The organism is Ruegeria sp. ABD4_443, assembly GCF_056160865.1.
Window position 1 is genome coordinate 106,431 of sequence record NZ_JBSWYA010000008.1, and the last position, 23,926, is coordinate 130,356.

23 protein-coding genes and 1 tRNA gene are annotated in these 23,926 nt (G+C 60.8%); 13 read left to right on the plus strand and 11 right to left on the minus strand.

Translation table 11 applies throughout. The features are described 5' to 3' along the window. Window positions 1–16: 16 nt before the first annotated feature. The 4 genes from ACXAG8_RS15295 to ACXAG8_RS15310 all read left to right on the plus strand — a co-directional run bounded on the left by ACXAG8_RS15295 (window position 17) and on the right by ACXAG8_RS15310 (window position 3,073). The gene (locus ACXAG8_RS15295; RefSeq protein WP_475228001.1) at window positions 17–955 is read left to right on the plus strand and encodes an aldo/keto reductase; all 939 of its coding nucleotides are present in this window, start codon (window positions 17–19) and stop codon (window positions 953–955) included. Next, window positions 952–2,019: an NAD(P)/FAD-dependent oxidoreductase gene (locus ACXAG8_RS15300; RefSeq protein WP_475228006.1), complete on the plus strand. Its 1,068-nt coding sequence runs from the start codon at window positions 952–954 to the stop codon at window positions 2,017–2,019. Before ACXAG8_RS15295 ends, ACXAG8_RS15300 begins: the two co-directional genes overlap by 4 nt. Then, the gene (locus ACXAG8_RS15305; RefSeq protein ID WP_475228011.1) at window positions 2,016–2,669 is read left to right on the plus strand and encodes a DUF938 domain-containing protein; all 654 of its coding nucleotides are present in this window, start codon (window positions 2,016–2,018) and stop codon (window positions 2,667–2,669) included. The genes ACXAG8_RS15300 and ACXAG8_RS15305 overlap by 4 nt, the downstream gene beginning before the upstream one ends. A gap of 68 nt (window positions 2,670–2,737) precedes the next feature. After that, window positions 2,738–3,073: a carboxymuconolactone decarboxylase family protein gene (locus ACXAG8_RS15310; protein ID WP_475228018.1), complete on the plus strand. Its 336-nt coding sequence runs from the start codon at window positions 2,738–2,740 to the stop codon at window positions 3,071–3,073. 50 nt (window positions 3,074–3,123) lie between these two features. On the opposite strand, the gene ACXAG8_RS15315 is transcribed toward ACXAG8_RS15310, so the two are convergent. From ACXAG8_RS15315 to ACXAG8_RS15325, 3 genes are all read right to left on the minus strand, one after another. Further along, window positions 3,124–5,631, minus strand: a complete 2,508-nt coding sequence (locus ACXAG8_RS15315) for a GcvT family protein (RefSeq protein ID WP_475228021.1) — start codon at window positions 5,629–5,631, stop codon at window positions 3,124–3,126. A 178-nt stretch (window positions 5,632–5,809) separates the two neighbouring features. Further along, window positions 5,810–7,207 carry an FAD-binding oxidoreductase gene (locus ACXAG8_RS15320; protein ID WP_475228022.1) on the minus strand — a complete coding sequence of 466 codons (1,398 nt, stop codon included), beginning with the start codon at window positions 7,205–7,207 and terminating at the stop codon, window positions 5,810–5,812. Between the two features lie 130 nt (window positions 7,208–7,337). Further along, window positions 7,338–8,324, minus strand: a complete 987-nt coding sequence (locus tag ACXAG8_RS15325; protein WP_475228027.1) for a 2-hydroxyacid dehydrogenase — start codon at window positions 8,322–8,324, stop codon at window positions 7,338–7,340. A 181-nt stretch (window positions 8,325–8,505) separates the two neighbouring features. Here ACXAG8_RS15325 and ACXAG8_RS15330 point away from each other — a divergent pair, with 181 nt between their 5' ends. Both ACXAG8_RS15330 and ACXAG8_RS15335 read left to right on the plus strand, forming a co-directional pair. After that, window positions 8,506–8,985 carry an SH3 domain-containing protein gene (locus ACXAG8_RS15330; RefSeq protein ID WP_475228221.1) on the plus strand — a complete coding sequence of 160 codons (480 nt, stop codon included), beginning with the start codon at window positions 8,506–8,508 and terminating at the stop codon, window positions 8,983–8,985. A 383-nt stretch (window positions 8,986–9,368) separates the two neighbouring features. Beyond that, window positions 9,369–9,443 (plus strand) — tRNA-Gln (locus ACXAG8_RS15335). A 224-nt stretch (window positions 9,444–9,667) separates the two neighbouring features. Here the strand turns inward: ACXAG8_RS15335 and ACXAG8_RS15340 are convergent. Next, complete coding sequence (locus tag ACXAG8_RS15340; RefSeq protein WP_475228035.1) at window positions 9,668–12,457, minus strand: bifunctional aconitate hydratase 2/2-methylisocitrate dehydratase; 2,790 nt, start codon at window positions 12,455–12,457, stop codon at window positions 9,668–9,670. A 397-nt stretch (window positions 12,458–12,854) separates the two neighbouring features. On the opposite strand from ACXAG8_RS15340, the gene ACXAG8_RS15345 reads away from it, so the two are divergent. From ACXAG8_RS15345 to ACXAG8_RS15375, 7 genes are all read left to right on the plus strand, one after another. Further along, window positions 12,855–13,076, plus strand: coding sequence for a hypothetical protein (locus tag ACXAG8_RS15345; RefSeq protein ID WP_475228042.1), 222 nt, complete (start codon window positions 12,855–12,857; stop codon window positions 13,074–13,076). After that, a complete protein-coding gene (locus ACXAG8_RS15350) occupies window positions 13,073–13,573 on the plus strand; it encodes a hypothetical protein (protein WP_475228048.1) in 501 nt (166 codons plus the stop codon). The genes ACXAG8_RS15345 and ACXAG8_RS15350 overlap by 4 nt, the downstream gene beginning before the upstream one ends. Before the next feature lie 461 nt (window positions 13,574–14,034). Beyond that, window positions 14,035–14,892, plus strand: a complete 858-nt coding sequence (locus ACXAG8_RS15355) for a MotA/TolQ/ExbB proton channel family protein (RefSeq protein ID WP_475228056.1) — start codon at window positions 14,035–14,037, stop codon at window positions 14,890–14,892. Between the two features lie 3 nt (window positions 14,893–14,895). Beyond that, window positions 14,896–15,267, plus strand: coding sequence for an ExbD/TolR family protein (locus ACXAG8_RS15360; RefSeq protein WP_475228060.1), 372 nt, complete (start codon window positions 14,896–14,898; stop codon window positions 15,265–15,267). A 4-nt stretch (window positions 15,268–15,271) separates the two neighbouring features. Further along, entirely contained in the window at window positions 15,272–15,655 is a 384-nt protein-coding gene (locus ACXAG8_RS15365) for an ExbD/TolR family protein (protein ID WP_475228068.1), read from the plus strand. Further along, a complete protein-coding gene (locus ACXAG8_RS15370) occupies window positions 15,652–16,500 on the plus strand; it encodes an energy transducer TonB (protein WP_475228076.1) in 849 nt (282 codons plus the stop codon). The genes ACXAG8_RS15365 and ACXAG8_RS15370 overlap by 4 nt, the downstream gene beginning before the upstream one ends. 171 nt (window positions 16,501–16,671) lie before the next feature. Continuing rightward, window positions 16,672–17,160 carry a MarR family winged helix-turn-helix transcriptional regulator gene (locus ACXAG8_RS15375; RefSeq protein ID WP_475228082.1) on the plus strand — a complete coding sequence of 163 codons (489 nt, stop codon included), beginning with the start codon at window positions 16,672–16,674 and terminating at the stop codon, window positions 17,158–17,160. Window positions 17,161–17,183: 23 nt separating this feature from the next. On the opposite strand, the gene ACXAG8_RS15380 is transcribed toward ACXAG8_RS15375, so the two are convergent. From ACXAG8_RS15380 to ACXAG8_RS15410, 7 genes are all read right to left on the minus strand, one after another. After that, entirely contained in the window at window positions 17,184–19,211 is a 2,028-nt protein-coding gene (locus ACXAG8_RS15380; RefSeq protein WP_475228088.1) for a TonB-dependent receptor domain-containing protein, read from the minus strand. 132 nt (window positions 19,212–19,343) lie between these two features. Next, window positions 19,344–20,096 (minus strand): iron ABC transporter ATP-binding protein, encoded by a 753-nt coding sequence (locus tag ACXAG8_RS15385; protein WP_475228096.1) that lies wholly within the window; start codon window positions 20,094–20,096, stop codon window positions 19,344–19,346. Next, window positions 20,093–21,031 (minus strand): iron chelate uptake ABC transporter family permease subunit, encoded by a 939-nt coding sequence (locus ACXAG8_RS15390; RefSeq protein WP_475228103.1) that lies wholly within the window; start codon window positions 21,029–21,031, stop codon window positions 20,093–20,095. The genes ACXAG8_RS15385 and ACXAG8_RS15390 overlap by 4 nt, the downstream gene beginning before the upstream one ends. Continuing rightward, window positions 21,021–21,962 carry an ABC transporter permease gene (locus tag ACXAG8_RS15395; RefSeq protein ID WP_475228107.1) on the minus strand — a complete coding sequence of 314 codons (942 nt, stop codon included), beginning with the start codon at window positions 21,960–21,962 and terminating at the stop codon, window positions 21,021–21,023. The genes ACXAG8_RS15390 and ACXAG8_RS15395 overlap by 11 nt, the downstream gene beginning before the upstream one ends. A 6-nt stretch (window positions 21,963–21,968) precedes the next feature. Further along, the gene (locus tag ACXAG8_RS15400; protein ID WP_475228112.1) at window positions 21,969–22,865 is read right to left on the minus strand and encodes a siderophore ABC transporter substrate-binding protein; all 897 of its coding nucleotides are present in this window, start codon (window positions 22,863–22,865) and stop codon (window positions 21,969–21,971) included. 104 nt (window positions 22,866–22,969) lie between these two features. Then, the gene (locus ACXAG8_RS15405; protein ID WP_475228119.1) at window positions 22,970–23,353 is read right to left on the minus strand and encodes a DUF2218 domain-containing protein; all 384 of its coding nucleotides are present in this window, start codon (window positions 23,351–23,353) and stop codon (window positions 22,970–22,972) included. 8 nt (window positions 23,354–23,361) lie between these two features. Next, window positions 23,362–23,916: a ZrgA family zinc uptake protein gene (locus tag ACXAG8_RS15410; protein ID WP_475228123.1), complete on the minus strand. Its 555-nt coding sequence runs from the start codon at window positions 23,914–23,916 to the stop codon at window positions 23,362–23,364. Between the last annotated feature and the right edge of the window lie 10 nt (window positions 23,917–23,926).

Genomic DNA, 23,926 nt, shown 5'->3' on the forward strand with positions numbered 1-23,926 from the left:
ATGTCAGTCTCGGCCCATGACTCGATTACTTGAAACAGTGAATGGAACGGCCGCCAGCCAATTTGCATTTGGCGCGATGCAGTTCGGAGGCCGGGCAACCCCGGACCAAAGCAAGGCCATGTACGCGTCATGTCGCGCGGCAGGCATTACCCATTTCGACACGGCCTATCTTTATACCGACGGGGCTTCGGAAACGTTGCTGGGGCAGATGGTCGCCCCCGAGCGCGAGACGCTGCTGATTGCCACCAAGGTGGGGTATGTCGGCGGCGCTGGGGACGCCAATATCAGGCAACAATTCGACATATCCCGCACGCGGCTGCAGCTGGACATGGTCGACATCCTTTACCTGCACCGGTTTGACCCCGATACCAAATTGTCCGAGACTTTTGAGTGTCTCGCCAACCTGAAGCGGGACGGCAAAATACGCTATGTCGGCCTGTCCAATTTCGCGGCCTGGCAAGTCATGAAGGCAATTCGCGTGGCCGCCGAATTCGATCTGAACATCGACGTGATGCAACCGATGTACAACCTCGTGAAACGGCAAGCCGAGGTTGAAATCCTGCCAATGTGCCAGGACCAGAACATTCTGGCTGCAACCTATTCGCCATTGGGGGGCGGGCTGCTGACCGGGAAATATGCCACAGGCGGTCAGGGCCGGTTGAAAGAAGACAGCCGCTATGGCGCGCGGTACGGCGCAGGCTGGATGGCAGAAACCGCGGATGCCCTTGGCACCCTGGCTGATGAGCTGGGTCAGGACGCGGCCACGCTGGCCGTTGCCTGGGTCGCGGCCAGTCGGTTTGCGCCGGTTCCGATCATCTCGGCGCGGTCGGCTGAGCAGCTTGCGCCATCGCTGGCCGCCATGAGCCACCCCCTTTCGTCAGAGCTGTACGACCGGATCACGGGCCTGAGCATGACCCCTCCGCCTGCTACGGACAGGCTTGAGGAACAGGCATGATCGACTTTCTGGTCATCGGCGCAGGCGTCGCTGGGCTCAGCGCCGGGGCGCGCCTTTCGCAGCACGGAACCGTCACCGTGCTGGAGTCCGAGCATGCGATCGGGTTTCATGCATCCGGCCGGTCGGCCGCGCTGTTCGAGGAAGGGTATGGACCGCCATCCGTTGTATCCTTGAACCGCGCCAGCAAGCCATACTTGGCATCCAACAGTTACCTGACCCCGCGGGGGTTGATGCTTGTGGCCAAGCCATCGCAGACTGACCTGTTCCGCGCGGACCTTGCAGAGCTTGCGCTGGACGAGATTTCGCCGCTTGATGCCATAGACCGCGTTCCGGTACTGGATGCCAAATCGGTTGGCCACGCGGCCATCAGTGACAATGCCCATGACATAGATACGGACCTTATGTTGCAGGGTTTTGCCCGTGCCATCCGGTCCAATGGCGGAACTGTCCTGACGGGCCAGCGGGTGACGGAAATCCGCAAGGCGTCCGGGTGGACAGTGCAAACTGACCGCTCGTTCGAGGCCCGGACGCTGGTCAACGCAGCCGGGGCCTGGGCGGACGAGGTTGCCACGCTGGCAGGCCTGCATCCGCTGGGCATTTCGCCGTGCCGCAGGTCGATGGCCCGCATCCCGGCGCCCGGCGGTCACGATGTCAGTTCCTGGCCGATGATGCTGGGCGCGGGCGAAACCTGGTATGCAAAGCCTGACGCCGGAAAACTCTTGGTTTCGCCCTGCGAAACGGACCCGGTCACCCCGCATGACGCCTATGCCGACGACATGGTTCTTGCCGAAGGCCTGGCGCGGTACGAAGAAATGGTCACCGACCCCGTCCGCCGGGTCGAGGTTTCCTGGGCCGGATTGCGCAGCTTTGCGCCGGACGGAACCCTGGCGCTGGGCCCCGATCCGTCCGATCCCAGCTTTGTCTGGGTTGCGGGGCAAGGCGGCTATGGGTTCCAGACCGCACCCGCAGCCGGGCAACTGGTTGCCGATTTGGTCGCCGGGCAACCCAGTGAACTGGACGCGGCCACGATTGCCGCGCTTGATCCGGCCCGGTTTTTCCGATGACCAAAAGGTCGCTGCCACCAACCGCCAGTGTCGCTCACCAAGCTGAGGGCGACAAGCTTGTTGCGCCTACCGCAACCCGCAATGCCGACGTGATCTGCGCCCTGTTGACCCGCGTTGCGCCAACCACCGGCCGTGCATTGGAAATCGCCAGCGGCTCGGGGCAGCATGTGGCGGCTTTTGCACAGGCGTTGCCCGGCCTGCATTGGCAACCCACCGAGGTCGATCCGGCGCGACGGGCCAGCATCGATGCCTATACGCGCGACCTGCCCAACGTGGCCCCCGCCGCCGCGCTTGATGCAACGGCGCCGGGGTGGCATGCCGCGTTTGGCGGGCAGGATCTTATCATTCTGATAAACCTGCTTCACCTGATCAGTTGGCGCGAAGCCGAACAGAGTATCGCCGAGATCGGCCACGCTCTGGGACCAGGTGGCCGGTTTGTGCTGTATGGTCCGTTCAAACGCAACGGAGCGCTGACCAGCGCTGGCGACAAGCAGTTTCACGAAGCCTTGGTCGGCCAGGATGCCGAGATCGGGTACAAGAATGACGCCGATATTGCCGATCTTATCCAGGATTGCGGCATGACGCTGACACTGGTTCAGGAAATGCCTGCAAACAACCTGGCTTTTGTGGCCGAAACCCCGGCCACCTGATCAGGATCAAGGTTTTGGCACTCCTCAGGTCATATTCTGAAAACAGTATATGACAGAGGAACCACCACATGAGTTGGAAAGACAGGCTTTCGTCCACGCGCAAAGGGCTGCGCAATCTCAACGCGGCCATACCCGATACCGCGCGCGCATTTGGCGCATTGGGGAAATCGGTCAAGGAAGGCGGTACGCTGGATTACAAAACCAAAGAGTTCGTTGCCCTTGGCATCTCGGTTGCGGTCCGGTGCGAGCCTTGCATCTCGTTGCATACCGAGGCGCTGATCAAGGCGGGTGCCTCACGAGAAGAGCTGTCGGACGTGTTGGCGATGGCCATCCAGATGGGTGGCGGTCCGTCCATGATGTACGCGGCCAAGGCGCTTGAATGTTTCGACGAACTCAGCGCGTGATCACCTGAAAAAGAAAAGGTCCCGAACATCTCCGGGACCTTTTCGTTAGATCAGCCGTCCTTGCGGATAGTCTCGTTCTTGGGATCATAGGGGCTGTCGCACGTGACGACCGCATCCCACAGCTTGTCCTGTATCTTGACCTGCAGCTTGGTGCCCTCGACCGCCAGTTCGGGCTTCACATAGCCCATGCCGATGGATTTCTCGAAGGCGACCGAGTAGCCGCCCGAGGTCAGACGACCGACACGCGCGCCTTCCGGCGTATACAGCGCCTCGCGGCCCCACGGATCGGCGTCTTCCGGTCCGTCGATCAGCAGAGTGCAGCATTTGACGCGCACACCGGTCTCTTCCAGCTTGGCCTTGCCATAGAAATCCTTGGACAGGTCGACAAAGCGCGGCAGGTCAGCCTCAAGCGGGGTCGCGTCACGGCCCAGTTCGGTGCCGAAGGCGCGATAGGACTTCTCCTGACGCAGCCAGTTCTGGGCGCGGGCGCCGACCAGTTTCATTCCGTGCTTCTCACCCGCCTTTTCCAGCAGGTCGAACAGGTAGTTCTGCATCTCTACGGGATGGTGCAGTTCCCAACCCAGCTCACCGGTATAGGCCACACGGATCGCGTTGACCGGGCACATGCCCAACTCGATCTGACGGGCCGACAGCCACGGGAAGCGCTTGTTGGACAGTGCGGTTTCCGGATCGGCGTCCTTGATGACCTCTTTCAGAACGTCGCGCGACTTGGGTCCGGCGATGGCGAAGACGCCCCACTGGGTGGTCACGTCCTGGATCTCGATATAGCCGAACTCCTCCATCTTGTCCTCGGCCGCCTTGCGCAGATAGTCGGCGTCATACTCGGTCCAGGCACCGGCGGACACGATGTAATAGCTGTTCTCGCCATTGCGGACGATGGTGTATTCGGTGCGCGTGGTGCCGTGCGAGGTCAGCGCATAGGTCAGGTTGATGCGACCGACCTTGGGCAGTTTGTTGCAGGTGAACCAATCCAGGAATTGCGTCGCTCCGGGGCCTTTGACGACATGCTTGGTAAAGGCCGACGCGTCGATCAGGCCAACGCCGTTACGGATCGCCTTGGCCTCTTGGACGGCGTATTGCCACCAGCCACCACGGCGGAAGCTGCGGCTTTCCTTGTCGAAATTGTCCGGTGCGTCCACGGGGCCGAAATAGTTCGGACGTTCCCAGCCATTGACCCAGCCGAACTGCGCGCCGCGGGCTTTCTGACGGTCATAGGCCGGAACGGTCCGCAGCGGGCGGCAGGCTTCACGTTCTTCATCCGGGTGGTGTAGGATGTAGACGTGCTCATAGCACTCTTCGTTCTTGCGGGCCGCGAACTCGGTGGTCATCCAGTTGGACGAGTACCGCTTGGGGTCCAGCGAGGCCATGTCGATCTCGGCTTCGCCGTCGACCATCATCTGCGCCAGGTAATAGCCGGTGCCGCCTGCGGCGGTGATGCCGAACGAGAAGCCTTCGGCCAGCCACATGTTGCGCAGGCCCGGAGCCGGACCAACCAGCGGGTTGCCGTCGGGGGTATAGCAGATCGGGCCGTTGAAATCGTCCTTGAGGCCAGAGTCGGCGCAGGAGGGGACCCGCTCGGCCATTGCCATGTATTGCTCGGCAATGCGGTCCAGATCCAGCGGGAACAGGTCGGCGCGGAAGCTGTCGGGCACGCCATGTTCGAACTGCGCAGGCGCGCCATGTTCGTAGATCCCCAAAATCCAGCCGCCGCGTTCTTCGCGCGCGTAGGATTCGTTGTCAGCGTCCCGCACAACAGGGTGTTCGGGGTTGCCCGCTTCGCGCCATTTGACCAGTTCGGGGTCCTTGTCCATGACGATGAACGTGTGTTCGACCGGGATGGCGGGCATCTTGATGCCCAGCATCTTGGCGGTGCGCTGCGCATGGTTTCCCGAGGCGGTCACGACATGCTCGGCGGTGATGACGACCTGTTCATCCGATGGAACCAGGTTGCCGCCTTTTTCGACCATCCTGGTGCAGGTGACTTCCCAATGCGTGCCGGTCCAGTGGAAGGCATCGGCCTGCATCTTGCGGACGATGTCGACGCCGCGCTGACGGGCCCCTTTGGCCATCGCCTGCGTCACGTCGGCGGGGTTAATATAGCCATCCTCGGTGTGATAGATCGCACCTTTCAGATCGCCTGTTTCGATCAGCGGCCAGCGTTCCTTGATCTGGTCGGGCGTCAGCCATTCGTATTTGACGTCGCAGGTTTCTGCCGTGGACGCATAGAGCATATATTCATCCATACGCTCTTGCGTCTGCGCCATGCGCAGGTTGCCGACCACGGCAAAGCCCGCGTTCAGGCCGGTTTCTTCCTCGAGCGTTTTGTAGAAATCGACCGAGTATTTGTGGATGTGGGTCGTGGCATAAGACATGTTGAACAGCGGCAGCAGGCCAGCCGCGTGCCAGGTCGAGCCGGAGGTCAGCTCATCCCGTTCGATCAGCATCACATCGTCCCAGCCAGCTTTGGCCAGATGGTAGGCAATCGAGGTGCCGACGGCACCGCCGCCGACGACCAGTGCTTTGACTTGGGTTTTCATTGGCCCGTTCTCCGGAATGAGTCTGTTTGGCAAGGTTTATGCCGAAAGGCGGCATCATCCGCCAAGTCCATCCGACGCAAAAGTGGACAAAACCGACCTTGGGCGCGTTCAACAAAGCGCGCATCGGGCCGTGACCGTGGATTTTGAGTATTTGGGAAAAGGCGAAGCGGCGGTTTGGTCAGAAGATCTTGCCAGGGTTCATGATGTTCTGGGGATCCAGAGCCGCCTTGATGGCCGCCATGTAGGTCGTGGCAGAGCCGAGTTCCTTGGCCAGATAGGGGCGTTTGCCCTGTCCGATGCCATGTTCGCCCGTGCAGGTGCCGTCCATCGAGATGGCAAGATCGTTCAACCATCCGACAAAGGCCTCGGCGCGGGCGACCTCTTGCGGGTTATTGTTGTCAATCAACAGCAGTGCGTGGAAATTTCCGTCGCCCACATGGCCCACAATGGGTGCGACAAGGCCGATTTCGGCCGATTTGGCCTGGGCTGAGGTCACGCATTCGGCCAGCCGCGAAATCGGAACGCAGACATCCGTTGAAATCCCTTGCGCGCCCGGGCGCAATTGCAGGCAGGCCCAATACATGTCGTGGCGCGCCTGCCACAGCTTGTTACGCTCTTCCATCGTCGAGGTGGCGGCGAAATCCGAACCGCCAAAGTCCTCGGCGATCTGCCCGAAGGTTTCCGCCTGCTCGGCAGCGCCGGTGTCGGAGCCGTGAAACTCAAGCAGCAACAGCGGGGTTTCCGGCAAGGCAAGGCCGGAATATGCGTTGGCGGCGCGGACCGACAGTTCGTCCAGCAATTCGATCCGGGCAACCGGAATGCCGTATTGTATCGTCATCATCACCGCGCGGCAGGCGGCATCCACTGACGGGAAAGAGCATCGGGCCGAGGTGATCGCCTCGGGGATGCCATGCAGACGCAGGGTCAGTTCGGTGATCACGCCCAGCGTCCCTTCGGCCCCGACAAGAAGCCGGGTCAGGTCGTATCCGGCCGATGACTTCTTGGCGCGGTGCCCGGTGCGGATGATCTGGCCGTCCGGCATGACCGCTTCGAGGCTGAGCACATTGTCCTTCATTGTGCCATAACGCACGGCGTTGGTCCCTGACGCCCGCGTCGCGGCCATCCCGCCCAGCGAGGCATTCGCGCCCGGGTCGATGGGAAAGAACAGGCCCTGGTCGCGCAGGTGGGTGTTGAGGTCTTCGCGCGTCACGCCGGGTTGGACGACGCAATCCAGGTCGTCCGGGTTGACGGCCAGAACACGGTTCATCCGGCCAAGATCCAGCGAAATGCCGCCAGCGGGTGCGTTGACATGCCCTTCCAGCGACGTGCCCGTGCCGAACGGGATGATCGGGGCATTATGCGCCGCGCAAATGGTTACGATTTCGGATACGTCCTGCGTGGTATCGGGAAAGACAACCGCGTCCGGGGCCTGGTTTTCGATCCAGGTCGTGGTGTGGCCATGTTGCTCGCGAATTGATTGGCCGGTTTGCAGGCGATCCGCAAACCGTTGCCTGAGGATACCAATCGCGGTCTCTATGCCGATTTCATTTCGCGGCAGGACAGAATTCTGAACCATTTTTTCGAGCCTCCCTTACCCGCGCGCAACCGCGAGACTGTTCCTGCCTGCTTAAAAGGCGCGCGGCCGGGAAACAATCCCGCAGGCCACCCATCGCACCCCTGTCGCTGACCGGGGCCTGCCTGAGCGGTTAAAGCATGGCGGGAACGACCTGATCCGGTGGACGGTGACCGTCTTCGAAGGTTCGGATATTGATGATGACCTTTTCGCCCATCTCGATCCGGCCTTCCAGCGTGGCCGAGCCCATATGCGGCAACAGCACGACGTTGGGCAATTGGCGCAAGCGCGGGTTTACGTCGGTGCCATGTTCGTAAACGTCCAGACCGGCCCCGGCGATATCGCCTGCGCGGATCATCCGGGTCAGCGCGTTTTCATCGACAACTTCACCTCGCGACGTGTTCACGATAACCGCCGACGGTTTCATGAGCTTTAGCCGGCGGGCGTTCATCAGGTGGAAACTTGACGGGGTCGAGGGGCAATTGACCGAAATCACGTCCATCCGCGCCACCATCTGATCCAGGCTGTCCCAATAGGTGGCTTCCAGCTCTTCTTCGACCTCGGGCCGCAGGCGGCGGCGGTTGTGATAGTGTATCTGCATGCCAAAAGCCTTGGCCCGGCGTGCCACCGCCTGGCCGATACGGCCCATTCCCAGAATGCCCAGACGCCGACCGCCGATGCGGCCCCCAAGCAGGGCCGTGGGCGCCCAACCGCCCCAGTCACCTTTTTGCATGATGCCCAGGCCCTCGGGGATTCGGCGGGTCACGGCCAGGATCAGCGCCATCGTCATATCGGCCGTGTCATCAGTCAGAACGCCGGGCGTGTTCGAGACCAGAATGCCCCTTTGCCGGGCCGTCGCCACATCGATATTGTCGACGCCCGCGCCGTAATTGGCAATCAGACGCAGGTTTTCTCCGGCCTGGCCCAAAATACCCGCATCAATGGTGTCCGTCACGGTGGGAACCAGCACATCCGCTGTTTGCGCGGCAGCAACCAGTTCTTCCCGGGTCATGGGGGCGTCATCGTCTCGCAACTGCACGTTGAACAGCTCGCTCAACCGGGTTTCCACTGCTTCGGGCAACCGTCGCGTTACAACAACACTCAGACGTTCTCTTGGCACCTCTGCCCTCCTACCACTTTGCAAACATCCGCGCGCCATGGCATCGTGGCGCAGGATCAGCCGGGGCACAAGAACCCCATGGGCATTGACTCAACCTTTTTTTGCAACACGATCAACAACACGTAAGAGCAGTCAGGCAGTGCGCGCGCAAATTTCGGTAATACGCCGGGTTACGGCGGTTCTGGTCGTGGTCTGCACCGCGGCCGCCAGCCTGCCGGCGCTGGCCGAGGAAAAACGCGGATCCGTCACGAACCTGCCCTTGCCCCGTTATGTCTCGATGAAAGCGGCCGAGGGCAATGTCCGGCGCGGCCCGTCGCTGACGCATCGTATTGATTGGGTTTTCAAGCGGCGCGGTATGCCGTTGCAGGTCACGGCCGAATACGGCAATTGGCGCAAGGTCCAGGATCGCGACGGCGCCGGGGGCTGGGTCCACTATGCCTTGTTGTCCGGGGTGCGCACGGTCCTGATTGAATCGGATATGCTGCCGGTTTTCGCCAGCCCGGACCCCAAATCGCAAATCAACGCCCATTTCGAAACCGGCGTAGTGGCCCGGTTGGGAAGCTGCACCCCGGATTGGTGCCGCATCTCGGCCGGTGGGTACAAGGGCTGGACGCTCAAATCGAACCTGTGGGGCGTCGAGCCTTCCGAAATCCGCGAATAGGCCCAAGGCCGGGGCTGCGGCGCGGCCAGGCAGGCTTGCGGCGCCGACGAATCCGAGGTGTCACGAATTTGCCCGCGTTTTCGCGCAAGGCGCGGCCTCGGGCCGACATCGACCACTCAGCCAGAGCAATGCGCAGGTCTGACGGACCGCAAACAGCTTTGCTTGGCCATCGCGCATCCAGTCACCTGACCTGACGCGCCCGAGGGATCATGCCCACGCATCACCAGGGGCGATTAGCGGGGCGCACAGGCCTGTCAGCGCATCAAGGCGACCGGTTTTCAAAGGCACCGGGGCCGGTGAAAAAATAATGGTTGCCCGCCCACATTTTTTGCGGAAATCCTCTTGAACCCCGATAGCAACAGTCGTAGATAGCCGCTCACCGTTGGGGTGTAGCCAAGTGGTAAGGCAGCGGTTTTTGGTACCGTGTATCGTAGGTTCGAATCCTACCACCCCAGCCATCTTTCCCAGATTATTGCGAATCAAACATCTGCCCTGGTGGCTGTAGTGACGGATTGCGGCGGCATTTCTGCCCATTCAAACCGGCGGCCGGGCTTTTCTGGCAGGGGCTACTTGGCGTGCAGCGAGGTTGGCGTGGCCCGGGTTGACCCCTGCCAACGAAACAGGGCGGCCCGATCCTGGATGATCGAACCGCCCCGCAATTTTGGTCAGTTTCTGTTTGGGGTCAGAAATGCGCCGAACGCGTTGTTGCCGGGACGGCCAGCGGGGGTGCAAACCTTGTCAGGTCGATCCCTTCGACGGCAACTTTGTACTCGTCAATCTCTGGCGTGCGCCCGAGGATCGCGGACAGTACCACGACCGGGGTCGAGGCCAAAAGCGACTCGCCTTTCTTCTCGGCCGAATCTCCGACGACGCGGCCTTGGAACAGACGGGTCGAGGTCGCCAGGACGGTGTCCCCCTTGGCTGCCTTTTCCTGGTTGCCCATGCACAGGTTACACCCCGGACGTTCGAGATAGAGTATATTCTCATACTCGGTGCGCGCCTGGCTTTTGGGGAAGATGTCGTCGAACTCGAACCCGGAATACCGTTCCAGGATCTCCCAGTCGCCTTCTTCCTTGAGCTCGTCGATGATGTTGTAAGTTGGCGCGGCCACAACCAGAGGTGCCTTGAACTCGACCTTGCCTTGCGCCTTTTCCAGGTTCTTCAGCATCTGGGCGACGATCTTGATGTCCCCCTTGTGAACCATGCAAGAGCCGACAAAGCCCAGATCCACTTTCTTTTCGGCCTTGTAGAAGGAAACCGGGCGGATCGTGTCATGGGTATACCGCTTGGAAACGTCGGCATTGTTGACGTCGGGGTCCGCGATCATCGGCTCGTCAATCGCGTCCAGGTCGACGACAACCTCGGCGAAATACTCGGCATTCGCATCCGGCGTCAACGCGGGTGCATCCCCCGACTTGATCTCGGCAATGCGTTTGTCGGCCTTGTCGATCAGTTTCTGCAGCATGCCGTTTTCATGCTCCATCCCCTTTTCGATCATGATCTGAATGCGGTGCTTGGCCAATTCCAGCGACTCGATCAGCGTATCGTCATTCGAAATACAGATCGACGCCTTGGCCTTCATCTCGGCGGTCCAGTCCGTAAAGGTAAAGGCCTGGTCGGCCAGCAATGTGCCGATATGCACCTCGATCACGCGGCCCTGAAAGACGTTGTCGCCATGCTGTTCCAGCATCTGCTTTTGGGTCGAGTGAACAACATCGCGGAAATCAAGGTGATCGGCCATTTTGCCCTTGAAGGTAACCTTGACCGATTCCGGGACCGGCATCGAAGCCTCACCCGTCGCCAGCGCCAGCGCGACGGTGCCCGAATCCGCCCCGAAAGCCACGCCTTTGGACATACGCGTATGGCTGTCGCCACCGATAATGATGTCCCAGTCGCTTACGGTGATGTCGTTAAGCACCTTGTGGATGACGTCGGTCATCGAATGATAGACGCCCTTGGGGTCGCGGGCCGTCACCAGCCCAAAGTCGTTCATGAACTTCATCAGGCGCGGCGTGTTGGCCTGTGCCTTGGCATCCCAGACCGACGCCGTGTGGCAGCCGGACTGATAGGCGCCATCAACGCTGGGCGACAAGATGGTCGCGGCCATGGCTTCCAGTTCCTGGCTTGTCATCAGGCCGGTGGTGTCCTGCGACCCGACGATGTTCACGGCAACCCGCACATCGGACCCTGCATGAAGCACCTTGCCAGGCGTTGTTCCCTTGGCATTGCGGTTGAAGATCTTTTCGACTGCGGTCAGGCCCTGACCTTCGTGGCTGACTTCCTTGGACGGAGCGAAGACCAAAGGCGCCTCGACGCCAAGGGTTTCGGCGGCAAATGTCTGCAGCTTCTTGCCAAAGACAATCGCGTAGGAACCGCCAGCCTTCATGAATTCCGCCTTTTGCGGCGTAAAGGACGACGACACATCCACCAGTTCCTCGCCCTCTTCGCTGAGCAGCTTGTGGGACTTGGTGTTGATCTTCAGCACGGTGCCGGTTTCGACCGAGTATTTCTCTTCCAGAACCGCGTTGCCGTCATTGTTGACGACCGGATTGCCATCCGCATCCAGCTTTTTGACCCAGTTCTTGAGGTCCAGACCGATACCGCCGGTCACGCCCACGGTAGTCAGAAAGATCGGCGAAATCCCGTTGGTGCCCGCAACGATCGGGGCATAGTTCACAAAGGGAACGTAAGGCGATGCCTGCTTGCCCGTCCACAAGGCCACGTTGTTGACGCCCGACATCCGCGACGACCCGACACCCATCGTGCCTTTTTCGGCGATCAGCATCACCCGTTTGCCAGGGTGCTGCAGCTTGAGCGCCTGAATTTCCTGCTGGGCCTGCGCCGAGATCATGCATTTGCCGTGCAATTCACGGTCCGAGCGCGAATGCGCCTCGGCGCCGGGCGACAGAAGGTCGGTCGAGATATCGCCTTCGGCGGCGATATAGGTGACGACCTCGATCTCTTCGTCAATCTCGGGAAGTTTGGTAAAGAACTCGGCCTTGGCATAGCTTTCCAGAATGTCGCGCGCCACCGGGTTGCCCGCCTTGAACGCCTCTTCCAACCGATCGGTATCGGCCTCATAGAGAAAGACCTGGGTCTTGAGGACGTCTGCCGCCTGGGCGGCGATATCAGCATCATCGCCCAGCGCCAGGTCCAGAAGAACCTCGACCGAGGGGCCGCCCTTCATGTGCGACAGCAGTTCGAACGCAAAAGCGGGCGTGATCTCTTCAACCTTGGAACTTCCCAGGATGATTTCCTTGAGGAACTTGGCCTTTTCGCCTGCTGCGCTGGTTGTACCGGGCAGGGTGTTGTAAATGAAATACCACAGCGAATCCTCGCGATGCGCGTTATCGGCATCCTTGATCTGCGCGATGATTTCCCTGACAAGGGCTGCGTCATCAATCGGCTTGGGGTGCAACCCCTGCTCTTTGCGCGTTTCGATCTCGGCGAGATAGTCGTTGTACAGGCTCATGGCAAATTCCGGCTATAATGTTGCGACTGCGGTTTCAGGGGAGGCGCGCCGGTAACCAGGCCCGCCGAATTGTATGCTGACGTATACAATGTTGAATCAAGATTCAACCCGCCCGCCTGTGGTTCAATGTCTCAAGTTTCTTGCGCCAAGCTTGCGTCGCGCACGCCCGGCGAATCGCGGCGCAGGGGATGGGCGCGCGATTATGGCCGCCAATATGCGCCAGATTGGCGGATTCGCGGGTTGCTATTCCTGATTATTTTTGTCAATTAGGCGCCACCCAGTCAGATCCACCGATCACGCCCGGCCTTCACACAGATTGTAACGCTGTTTCTGCACTGTCTTTTGGCACAGTCTCAGCACCCCTGCGAAATTCGCAATTGTGAAAGGCAACATGCCAATGAGCAAGATCCTGACAGACCTGTTGGCAACCGACGCCGTGGCCAGGCAATTCGGTGTCGCGCTAAAGCCCGATCTGCGTGCCGCGTTCGAAGCCGACCTGCGGTTTCACAGCCGGGCCGCCTCGCCTGCCCTGAAAGCGCCGGTTGCCGATGAAGACCTGCCCGCAAATGCGGTCAGGCTTCCCGTCGGCACCCCCGAACAGAGGAAACGAAAAGCATGACCGCCCGCCCGAAACAATCGGCCAAGACCGAACTCCGCGTGGATGCGTATGGGTTTGACGACTTCGAGGTCTCGCTTTTGGCCGTCGCCCGCCATTTCCTCAATTGCTATGACAGCCCCGAAAGCCAGTCGTGGCAATTTGCCAACTCGGTCGCGGTCGAACGCTGGGGGATCGAGAATGGCCTGATCCTGGCGCATCTGACCAATAAGGTGGTCAAAGCCGTTCTGGACTGTCGCCCCGAGGGCATATGCTACAAGGACGCGCTTTGTCCCTTCGAACGCGAGGTGATGACCGCGGATGAATTGTCCCTGATGCAGATGCTGCACCATATGCGGCGCGACAATGCCCCCGCCGCGCGCGACGCGGCAGACCGGTTGGGGGACGGGCGGCGCGACCCCTATATCATCCAGGCTGGTCTGGGCCTGGCCAACCGCTTTCCATCTGGTCTGGGGCGGCAGAACCGCCACACCGGGCGGCCCGCCTTGCGCGTTGTCTGACCGTTAGGCTGACCAGCCCCTTGCGATTGCTGCCCATCGCAGGGCACAGATATATTGACAAAAACACTCTGGAATTTTAGGTGCTGTGCCAATGTGTCTTTCACATTCGCACAGCAAGACCTGCGCCTGACCTGCATGATCGGGCCGCATGTCCAGCCAGCAACTCCAAACGCCAAACACGGCACAGGTCGCCTGTCGGATCATCGCTGATCCGAACGCGATCGGTCGAAACGCAGGTTCGGACGAAGATCCGCGCCGGCAGGACAGGAAAGGTCGGTATGATGCTGCCCCCAATTCGCGCTGTGCGACATTCAGATGGCCCACCAAATACCACCTCCGTGGCTCCGGCTTTGCGCCTAAGGTCAGCACCCAAACCCTGGCCCATTATCAGGTCGCTGGCACTGGTCGCGATTCTCGGGCTGCCAACGGGTCTGGCCGCACAAGAGACACAGTCCCCTGCCATGCCAGCGCCAGACATTTCCAGCAACGCGCCAGCCATCCCGGCGCCCGACGCCCCGGTTGTGAACGGTGGCTTGGCGACGCCGGACCGCGTGGACAGCTCTGCGCCGGACCTCGAACTCGAAACGCCCGACCTGACCACCGGGAATGGCGAACCCGCCCCCCTGACGGAAAGCCCGGCGGACGTGCCACAGGACATGATCCTGGCGGCACAGGACGCCACCTGGGAGGCCGCCGCGTTCCTCGGGAATGGCGGCCCATCGCTTTGGGCCATCGCCGCGCTTTCGGTGGTGACCCTGGCGCTGATCCTGTGGAAGATCTGGCGGCTGGCCCTGATCGGTGCCTGGTCACGGGGCCAGGCCGGACGTGCAGTAGATTTGTTCGAAGCCGGCAAGCGCGACGCGGCGCTGGCGGTCGTGAACGGCAGACGCGGCATCCGCTCGGTCGTCGTCTTTGCTGCGCTGAAGGCCATGACCACCATGTCCGACGACCATGCCCGAGAAGAAACCGCCCGCGTAGCGAAACGCGAGATCGGCAATGCCGGAACCGGCCTACGGGCCCTGGAACTGATCGCGACAATCGCACCCTTGCTGGGGTTGTTGGGCACGGTTCTGGGCATGATCGCGGCCTTCCAGGCGTTACAGCAGGCCGGAAACCGCGCCGACCCTGCCCTGCTTGCAGGCGGTATCTGGGAGGCGCTTTTGACAACGGCCGCAGGCATGGCCGTTGCAATCCCCGCCTCTGCCGCGCTGACCTGGTTCGAAGCGGTCATCGAACGCATCCGCCGCGACGTCGAAGATGGCGCCACGCGGTTGTTCCTGGCGGCGCCGTCAGATCAGCTGAAGCTGGCTGCCGAATAGGCCATGCAATTCGCCCCGCCACGCAGACCGCGGCGCAAGCCCAGCCTCACGCCGATGATCGACGTGGTGTTCTTGCTGCTGGTCTTTTTCATGCTCGCATCGCGGTTCGGGGCCGACGCCGTCATGCCCTTGCCGCTGGCAAGCGGTGGCGGCGCCTATTCCGGGCCACCCCGTCTTGTGGATGTTTATCCGACAGAGGTTTCGCTGAATGGAACGAGCACGGAGACCCTGGCCGCCGATCTGGCGGGCCTTATGCAGACCCCGGATGATATGATTATCCTGCGCGGCAAGGATGGCGCGAACCTTCAGCGCATCGTGACAATCACCCAACAGCTCCGACAAGCCGGGTACCCGTCGGTCGTGTTGGTGGAGTAGGCGAATGGATTTCAGCGAACCGCCCCGCCCCCCACGCGCCGAGTCGATTGTTCCGATGATCAACGTCGTGTTTCTGCTGCTGATTTTCTTTCTGATGACCTCGAAACTGGTCCGCCCTGAACCGTTCGATGTCACCCCACCGGCGGCGGCAACCGATGCCGAACCCCAAGAAGAGTTGGTTCTGTTCGTGGACAAATCAGGCCGCATGTCTTTTGACGGGGCAGAGGACCAAGCTGCGTTGCAAGCCTTGGCCGGACTGCAGGCGCAGCAGCCTGTCGTTCAACTGCGCGCCGATGCCGAGCTGGAGGCGCGCGTTCTGGCGGGTCTGCTGCGCGACCTGGCAACGGCCGGTCTGGTCCGGGCCGACCTGGTGGTGGCGCCAGAATGAAACGCGGGGCAGAAATCCTGTTCTTTGCTGCACTGGCCATCGCCGTGCACCTGGCATTTTTCGCCTCTGCCCGCCGGTCCGGCAGCGAGGCCGGGGGCAGCGGCGGCGAGGCCATGATCTCGATCCAGGCTGCGGCGCAGACGGTCGTTGAAATGGTTGAAACATGGGAACAACCGCTGGACGCGCCGACCGTGATTCAAAACGACATGCCGCCGCCCGACACGCCTGCGCCCAAGCCGCAGGTGCTGCCCAAGCTAGAGCTGGCCGAAGTTCCCCGCGCGCAGATGCGCGTCGCAGTCGCGCAGCCGCAAGCCAGCCAGCAAGTGGTCGCGGACCAGTCCACGCCAACGCCGCCGCGACCGAAACCCGAGGTTGAACCGACCAGGAAACCGGACACCAAACCCAAGCCACGGCCCAAGCAGAAACCTGCACCGGTGACGGGGCAAAAGGCCGACCAGACCTCGGCTGGCCGGGCCGGGCAACGGTCCGCAGGCAGCGGAGGCAGCCCGCAAGCGGGCGCAGGTACCCAAGAAACCGCAACGGCCTCATCCGGCAAGCAGGCCAAGCTGCAGGCGATCTGGGGGGCAAAGATACGCGCCCGGATCGAGCGCAACAAACGGTTTCCCCGCGGAACCCGGCAGGCCGGGGATGTGACCCTGGAACTGACCGTCGGGCGCGATGGCGCGTTGATGAATTACCGCGTTCGGAAATCCTCGGGCGCAGCAGCGCTGGACAAGGCCGCCATGGGCGCGGTCGCGCGGGCAAAAAGATTTCCCAAGGCACCCAAGGAACTGCCGGGAAACAGTTTTCGGTTTCGGGTCGTCATGAAGCTGCAACCGAAATAGCACCGCCTGCAACGGCCAAACCTTTGGGGGCACTGCTGGCGCACAGGGAAACGGCACGATTTTGCGCCGATTAGATCGTTGTAAGAAAAAGACTTTTATCAATTCCCCCGATGACCTACTTTTGCCCAACCGCGGCGGTGCCGCGCTTTTTCATACAAGACAGGATCCCCGGTGGAACCCATCAAGACCGCAACGGAAGACCAATTGTTCTTCAATGATGATCAAGAGATCGTCGCCTATAACCGGGTCTGGTTCAACCTGATGCGCGCGCATCGGAAGTTTCATCCAAGGATGACCAAGGCGCTCAAGACCTGTGGAATCAAAGACCCGATCTGGTACGAGATCCTGTTGGAGGTCGAAAATGCCGGGCCGGACGGGCAATTGATGAGCGCGCTGGAACAGAAACTGTTCGTGCCCCAATATGCCCTGTCGCGCCATGTTGCGCGGCTGGAACAAGAGGGGTTTCTGCGTCGCGGCTATGTTACCGATCTTCGCCGCAAGCAGGTTCTGTTTCTGACCGAGAAAGGTCAGGGCATGCACGCGCGAATATGGCCGGTCTACTGGGACGCGATGCAAGCCGAAATCGGGCCACATATGGATGTGGATGACGCATATAAACTGGCCCGACTTCTGATCAAGCTGCTGCCAAGCCCCGACTGAAATGCCGGGGCCAGGCATTTGGGTCAGAACCGGGCGACCGCCTCGACCACAAAGGTGCGACCCGGTTCCATCAGCGGAACCAGATCATTGGGATAGTCGGCACCATAGGTCGCGCGATCCGAATAGTTCTCGTCGAACAGGTTGTTCACCGACAGGCGCAGCGTCAGGTTTGAATAAGCCGGTGGCGTGTATTCGCCAAAGATATTCACGACCGTATACCCATCAAGCGAATAGCAGGTTGAACAGGTGTTGGTTGCGTCATTGTCAAACGCCATATCCACCGTTGCACCGAACAATGTGTTGATCTGCGGCACATATTGCTGTGCCTGCAGGGCGATACGTTGCCCGATTGGTGTACCGAACCCAAAGCTCTGGGCCTCATAGGTGCCGGTGTTCTCGCCGTTGATGGTCAGGTCGGCATTGGTATAGGTCAGGCGCAGCGATCCGTTGAACCAGGAATAGGTTGCATCCAGGTTGAAACCCTCGCTTTCCACATCTGCCTGATGGTGAAGATACATGCCCAGCGGGCGGTCATATTGCATCATCCGGGCATTGTCGATTGACGTCCGGAACAGCTCACCCGACAGGTGAAAACTGCCGACGTCCCAGCCAAGCCCCAGGTTGATGTTCTCACCTCGCGACGATTCAAACCCGTCGTAATCGGTTGTCCAGAACTTGTAGTTGTCTTCGATCTGGTAGCCGCCAAAAACGTTGGAATACCCCGCACGCAGCGACCAGGCATCGCTGAGGTGATAGGTCGCCGACATGTTAAAGCTGCCGCCCGCATCGCTAAGCTCGGTTCCATCGACACCGGTGAAGTCCTGCGTGTCATACCGCGCACCGGTCGAGATGCTCCAGCGATCGGACGGATCAAACCGGGCCTGCGCGAAAACGCCGATATTCCTGGCCTTTTCCTGCATGCTGTAAGTCGGGGCCGTAAAGGTCGAATCCTTGTCATAGAAATCCAGACCGGCAACAATCGTACCGTCCTGAAAGAAACCGCCGCCAAGATGGAACGTGTTCTGCAGCTTGCCCGAAAGGGTCGTGGACAGCCCTTCATAATTGGTATCAACCCGCGTGACTTCGGCATCCGAGTAACCGATCACGAATTCAGGGTCCCACATGCCGCCGCCTTGGGTGTTGGTATAGCGGAACGAGTAGCTGCTGCGCTCGGTATCATAGGGCACCAAGTCCATGACATAGGGCGGCGCCCAATTGCCGAAATTGGGTTTGTCGTTGCGGTTTTCGGAATCCTTGATCCGCTGACCCGACAATTCGAACCGGTCGCCCTGATCGCCCTCATAGGCGAATTTCAACAGGCCGGTCTGCATGTCCGCTGCCGTCCCTTGCGTCAGGTTGCCGCCGCCATCGGTATAGGGGTTACCCGTTGTTGACCGCGCGTATCCCAGCGCCTCAAAACCGCCGCCCCGACCGGCCAGGACAAGCGAACGCGCAAAGGTGTCCCCGTTATCGGCATAGCTTGCGCGCAGCGTGCCGCCAAAATTCTTGCCGTCCTGGATGACATCACCCGCGTCGATCGTTTCCATGATGACCGCGCCCGCCGTTGCATTGGGGCCGGTATCCGCCGCGGCGATACCGGGGTCGACCCGGACGAATTTCAACATCCCCGGATCAAAGACATTGGCGCTGGTGTGGTGGAAAACCCGGTTGTTCTGCAGCGTTCCGTCGATCTGGGTGGTCAGGTTGATCAGGTCAATGCCGTTCACAAAGACCTTTTGGGTCAAAGGAATGGCCCCGCCAACCGACACGTTGGCGATACCCTCGAACAGGTCCTTGGCATTGCCCAGCCGTGCGCGGTCGACCTCGGCATCGGACAGGTAAACCGACGACGCCCGGTCCGCATCTTCGCCCAGCGGGTCGCGTTTGCGGACCACGATCGGGTCAAGCGAAAGCACGTCGGCTTCGGCCGCGTCCAGTGGCGTCGATGCTGTGTCTTCGATGTCCTGCGCGGCCACCCCGGTGCCGATCACCAGAGACAAGGCCGACCCGCACAGAAGACCCGCGCGAACCGCGTTGAGTTTGAATGGCATGATTGCCCCCCGTTTCTTTCATTTCTGCCTGGCTGGTTCCATGAAAGAACGCGCGGGGTTTGCGGGGTTCCGTTAAGACCTTGCGCCTTGACATGCAAGTGCATGTCAAGGACATCCCCGACCGGTGTGGCCTCAGACCAACACCACCGGGCGGCCGTCGATCAGGCTGACCCGCGCATTGGTGCCAAAGACCCGGCGCAGCAGACCATCGTCGACCACCTGGTCGGGCGGACCGTCCGCAACCACCTGCCCGGCCTTCAAGGCCACGATCCGATCGGCATAGGCGGCGGCATAGTTGATGTCGTGCAGAACGATCACGATGGTCCGGTTGCGGGTCTCGGCCAGATTACGCAATTGCTCCATCAAGGCGCGCGATGTTCCGATATCAAGATTGTTCAGCGGCTCATCCAGCAACAGGTATTCGGTGTCCTGAACGTAAGCCATTGCAACAAATGCGCGTTGCCGCTGGCCCCCGGACAATGTCTCAAGCTGCCTTTCAGCGAGGTCGTCCAGGTCAAAAAGGGTCAATGCCTGCGCGACCAGGGCGGTATCTTCCGACGTCGGTCGCCCCTTGTGGTAAGGATAGCGCCCAAACCCGACAAGGTCCCGAACCGTCAGGCGGCTGGCGACGTTCAGTTCCTGGGGCAGAATGGCCAGCGTGCGGGCCAGAACGTCATCGGCGGCCACCCCAATCCGCAAGCCGTCGACCTTGATCCCGCCGGACTGAAGCGGTAGCAGGCGGGCCACCAACGACAAGAGCGTCGACTTTCCGGCCCCGTTTGGCCCGACAAGCGCGACAATCCCACCCTTTTCAAGCACAAGCGAGACATCGCTGAGGATCGTCTGCCCGGCGATCCGATGTGTCACGTTTTCGACTTCGATCATCGCAAGCTCCGCAGCAGCAGGAAAAGAAACACAAGACCGCCGATAAATTCGACCACGACGCTCAGGGGGGTACTCAGGTTCAGAACACGTTCCATCGCGGTCTGACCGCCGACCAGCACGATCCCCGCGATCAACGCCGCCGCAGGCAACAGATGCGCGTGGCGCGGTGACGGCACCACCAGATAGGTCAGGCTGGTGACCAGCAATCCGAAGAATGCCACCGGCCCGACCAGCGCTGTGGACACGGCGACCAGGACCGAGACAAGGATCAAAACCTGCCATTGCGCACGCTTCGGCGGCTCGCCCAGCGATGTCGACAGGACCGGACCCAGCGGAAGAACGTCCAGACGGTTGCGAATGCGCCAGATCGCGGCCATCGCGCCGCCGGACAAAACCACGGCCACGACCAGCAAGTCGGTTTCCAGCCCCGAGAACCGCGCAAAGGACACGGCTTGCACGACCGCATATTCATTGGGGTCGATGACGCGTTGAAAATAGGACGTGACGGATCGGAACAGGACCGAAAGAACCACGCCGGTCAGGATCATCCGCATAAGATCGTCGCGCCCTGCCCGCAGCACAAGCATGAACAACACAAGCGACGCCGCGCACAGCATCACGACGTTGACCGCCATCAGCCCCTGGGCCGGTAATGTGTTGTAAACGCGCGCGCCAAGGGACCAGACCAGCAGGCTTTGCAGCAACAGGTAAAGCGCATCAAAACCCATGATCGACGGCGTCAGAACGCGGTTTCCGGTGATGGTCTGGAAAATCACCGTGGCCCAGGACAAAGACATCCCGACCAGCAAAAGCGCCGCAAGCTTTTGCCCCCTGTGGGCCAGCACAAAGGACCAGTCGCCCCTGGCCCCAAGTGTAAGGTACGCGCCGCAGCACAATATCAGCAACCCGGCAAGGCCGGCGAGTCTAACGTGCAAGGCGCGCGCCTCCGTACAGCAGCCACAAGAAGGCCACCGCGCCAAAGATGCCGATCACCGTGCCGACCGGCATTTCAAACGGATAGATCACCAACCGGCCCACGATGTCGGCCGCCAGAACCAGCGCGGCCCCGAGCATGGCCGTCAAAGGCAAGGACCGCCTCAGGTTGTCGCCGGCAATCTGGCTGACCAGATTGGGCACAACCAGGCCAACAAACGGGATCATGCCGACGGTAACAACCGTCAGCCCGGTCACCACCGAAATCACGATCAACCCCAGAAAAACGACCTGGCGATAGTTCAGACCAAGGTTCAGGCTGACTGCCTCGCCCAGACCGATAATGGAAAGCTGATCGGCAACCAAATAGCTTAGCCCGGCGGCCAGACCGGCCAGCCAAAGCAACTCGTACCGGCCGCGCAGCGTTCCGGAAAACTCGCCATTCATCCAGATCCCGATGAATTGCAGCATGTCCGCCTGATAGGCAACATAGGTCACGCCCGCCCCGACGACGCCGCCATAGATCAACCCCACAAGCGGAACCAGCAGGGGTTGCGTCGGCGGCAACTTGCGCACGATGGCAAAAAACACCAGTGACCCGCCCAGCGCCGCCAAGGATGCCAACACCATCTTGAGACCGACCGAAGCGGCGGGGAAAAGCATGGCTGTCAACAAGATACCCAATGCCGCGCTTTGGCCGGTCCCGGCTGTCATCGGCTCGACAAACCGGTTTCGCGCAATCTGCTGCATGATCTGACCGGCAATCGCCAGCGACGCCCCTGTCAGCACGGTCGCGACGGTTCGCGGGAACCGGCTGTCGCGGATAAGGCTCCAGACCTCGTGCCGATCTGCCTGCCAGACGTCAATAACCCCGACGAACAGGGAAAGTGACGCCAGCAGCGCCAGCGCGATCAGTCCAAGCCACGTGTTCATTGCCGTTCAGCCGCGCGAAAAACCGGCAATCAGGTCGTCCAGGGTGCGGATCATCGACTGAATACCACCCCCCGCGATATAGATATCGGCCGCGTTCAAATAGATGACCTGACCCGATTTCCAGGCCTTGCTTTGCTGGACCAGGGCATTGTCCAGGGTTGCCTGCGCCGCATCACCGGGTTGGCCAATGGCTGCCAGCCGGTCCACGATCACCAGCCAATCCGGGTCGGCGTCGCGGATGAACTCGAACGAAATCGCCTCGCCATGGGTGGCGGTACTGATTTCCGGGGCGGCTTCGGGCAGGCCAACATCCTTGTGCAGCCACCCGAAACGCCCGCCCGCGCCATAGGCGCTGATCTTGGGGCCATTGGTCATCACGATCAGCACGTCGCCTTTTCCTGCCGCAGCTTGCGCGGCCTGTGACATCCGTTCGTCCAGCTTTTCCTCCAGCGCGGCGGCGGCTTCGGTTTTGCCGAATATCCGCCCGTAATCGCGCAACCGTTTGACCGCGTCGCCAACAAGGTCTTGGTCAATTGTCATGTCGATGCTGGGCGCAATCCGGGCCATGTTGTCCAATTGGTCCGAGCTGCGGCTGCCCACGATGATCAGGTCAGGGTCCAGCGCGTGTACGCCTTCAAAGTCCGGCTCCCAGAATGTGCCAAGCGGGGTCGCGTCCCTGGCGACATCGTCCAGGTAATCGACATATAAACCGTCCACGGTACCTGCGATGGGAACGCCCAGCGCATTGATGGTATCCGCCGCAGCGACGTCGAAAACCGCGATTCTCTGCGGGTTTTCTGACACGTCCGCCGGGCCGCGGTAGGTTTCGATTTTAAGGGGGTCAGCCACGGTTGCGGTGGCCAGGAAAGTTGTCGCGACTAGGGCGCTCAAGCGGGCAATCATCAGGTAACCTCGGACCTAGGAGAATACGGATAAAAGAGGTGACGCTGGCTTCATGCGCTTGCATGTGACTTGCGCGCGGACATTTGCATATCCGCAGGGGGAGTTCAATCCGACCAGGACAGTCCGGTCAGGTTTTCGCGAAACGCGAATCGAATGATGTGGCTTTCGACGACAGATTTGGTTTTCTCCAGCCCTTCCGCATCGGCAGATTGCGCGATGAAGTCGAGGCGGCCGTCAGATGCGGCAAGGTCAAGCTGGCCGACGGGGAAAGTGACTGTGCCTTCCGTTTCGGTATATTCCGCGTCGACTTTGTGCCCGAAATGCTTGCAAAGCTGCTGCAAATACCGACTGGCATTTGCGGTTTCAAACGAACTTCGTGAGGTGAGCATGGCAGACCTTTCCCTGCTGTTGGTGCAAAATTCACCGGCGCAAGGTTTCGGAAATGTCTGACCGGCGCAACCTGAAACTGGTGCGTCACGCAAAGGCAAAGCCGCTGTCAGAGCATCCCGGCCAGATTGGCCATCGGCGTTTGGCGCACCACGTCAAACAGGTTTTCCGCATCAGATGATTGTATGTGCACCCTAAGCGCCTGAGCGTTTGGAAAGCGGTCGAAATAGGCAAACTGCACTTCGTCAACCGCCTGAATATCCTGGCAATGGATCAGGTATTCTGCCTGAAACTCGGTATGACTGGCCGCGCCGTCCGAGCCGTCGCCCAAAGCCTCGCCCCCCTGTTCCGGCGCGCCGTCAACCAGGGCAACATTCGCGGAAACGGTATGGCACCCGCCGTTTTCGGGAACAAGAAACAACTCCAGCGGGCGGGACAGGTCGGACATCGCGCCCGCAACCAGCGATCGGTCGTCATCCGTCGCGGCCGGGCCTTCAAAGCCGACAATGTCCACACCGGGTGCGGCCAGCGACAATGTGAATTCAGGTCCGGAAACAGCAACTTTCAGAATACCGGTGCCGTGTTCATGCTCTTGCAGAACTTCGGTCCCTTGTGCGGTCAACGAGACCGGCAGAACCATGAGAACCAAAACCGAGATCTTCATAACCGCTATT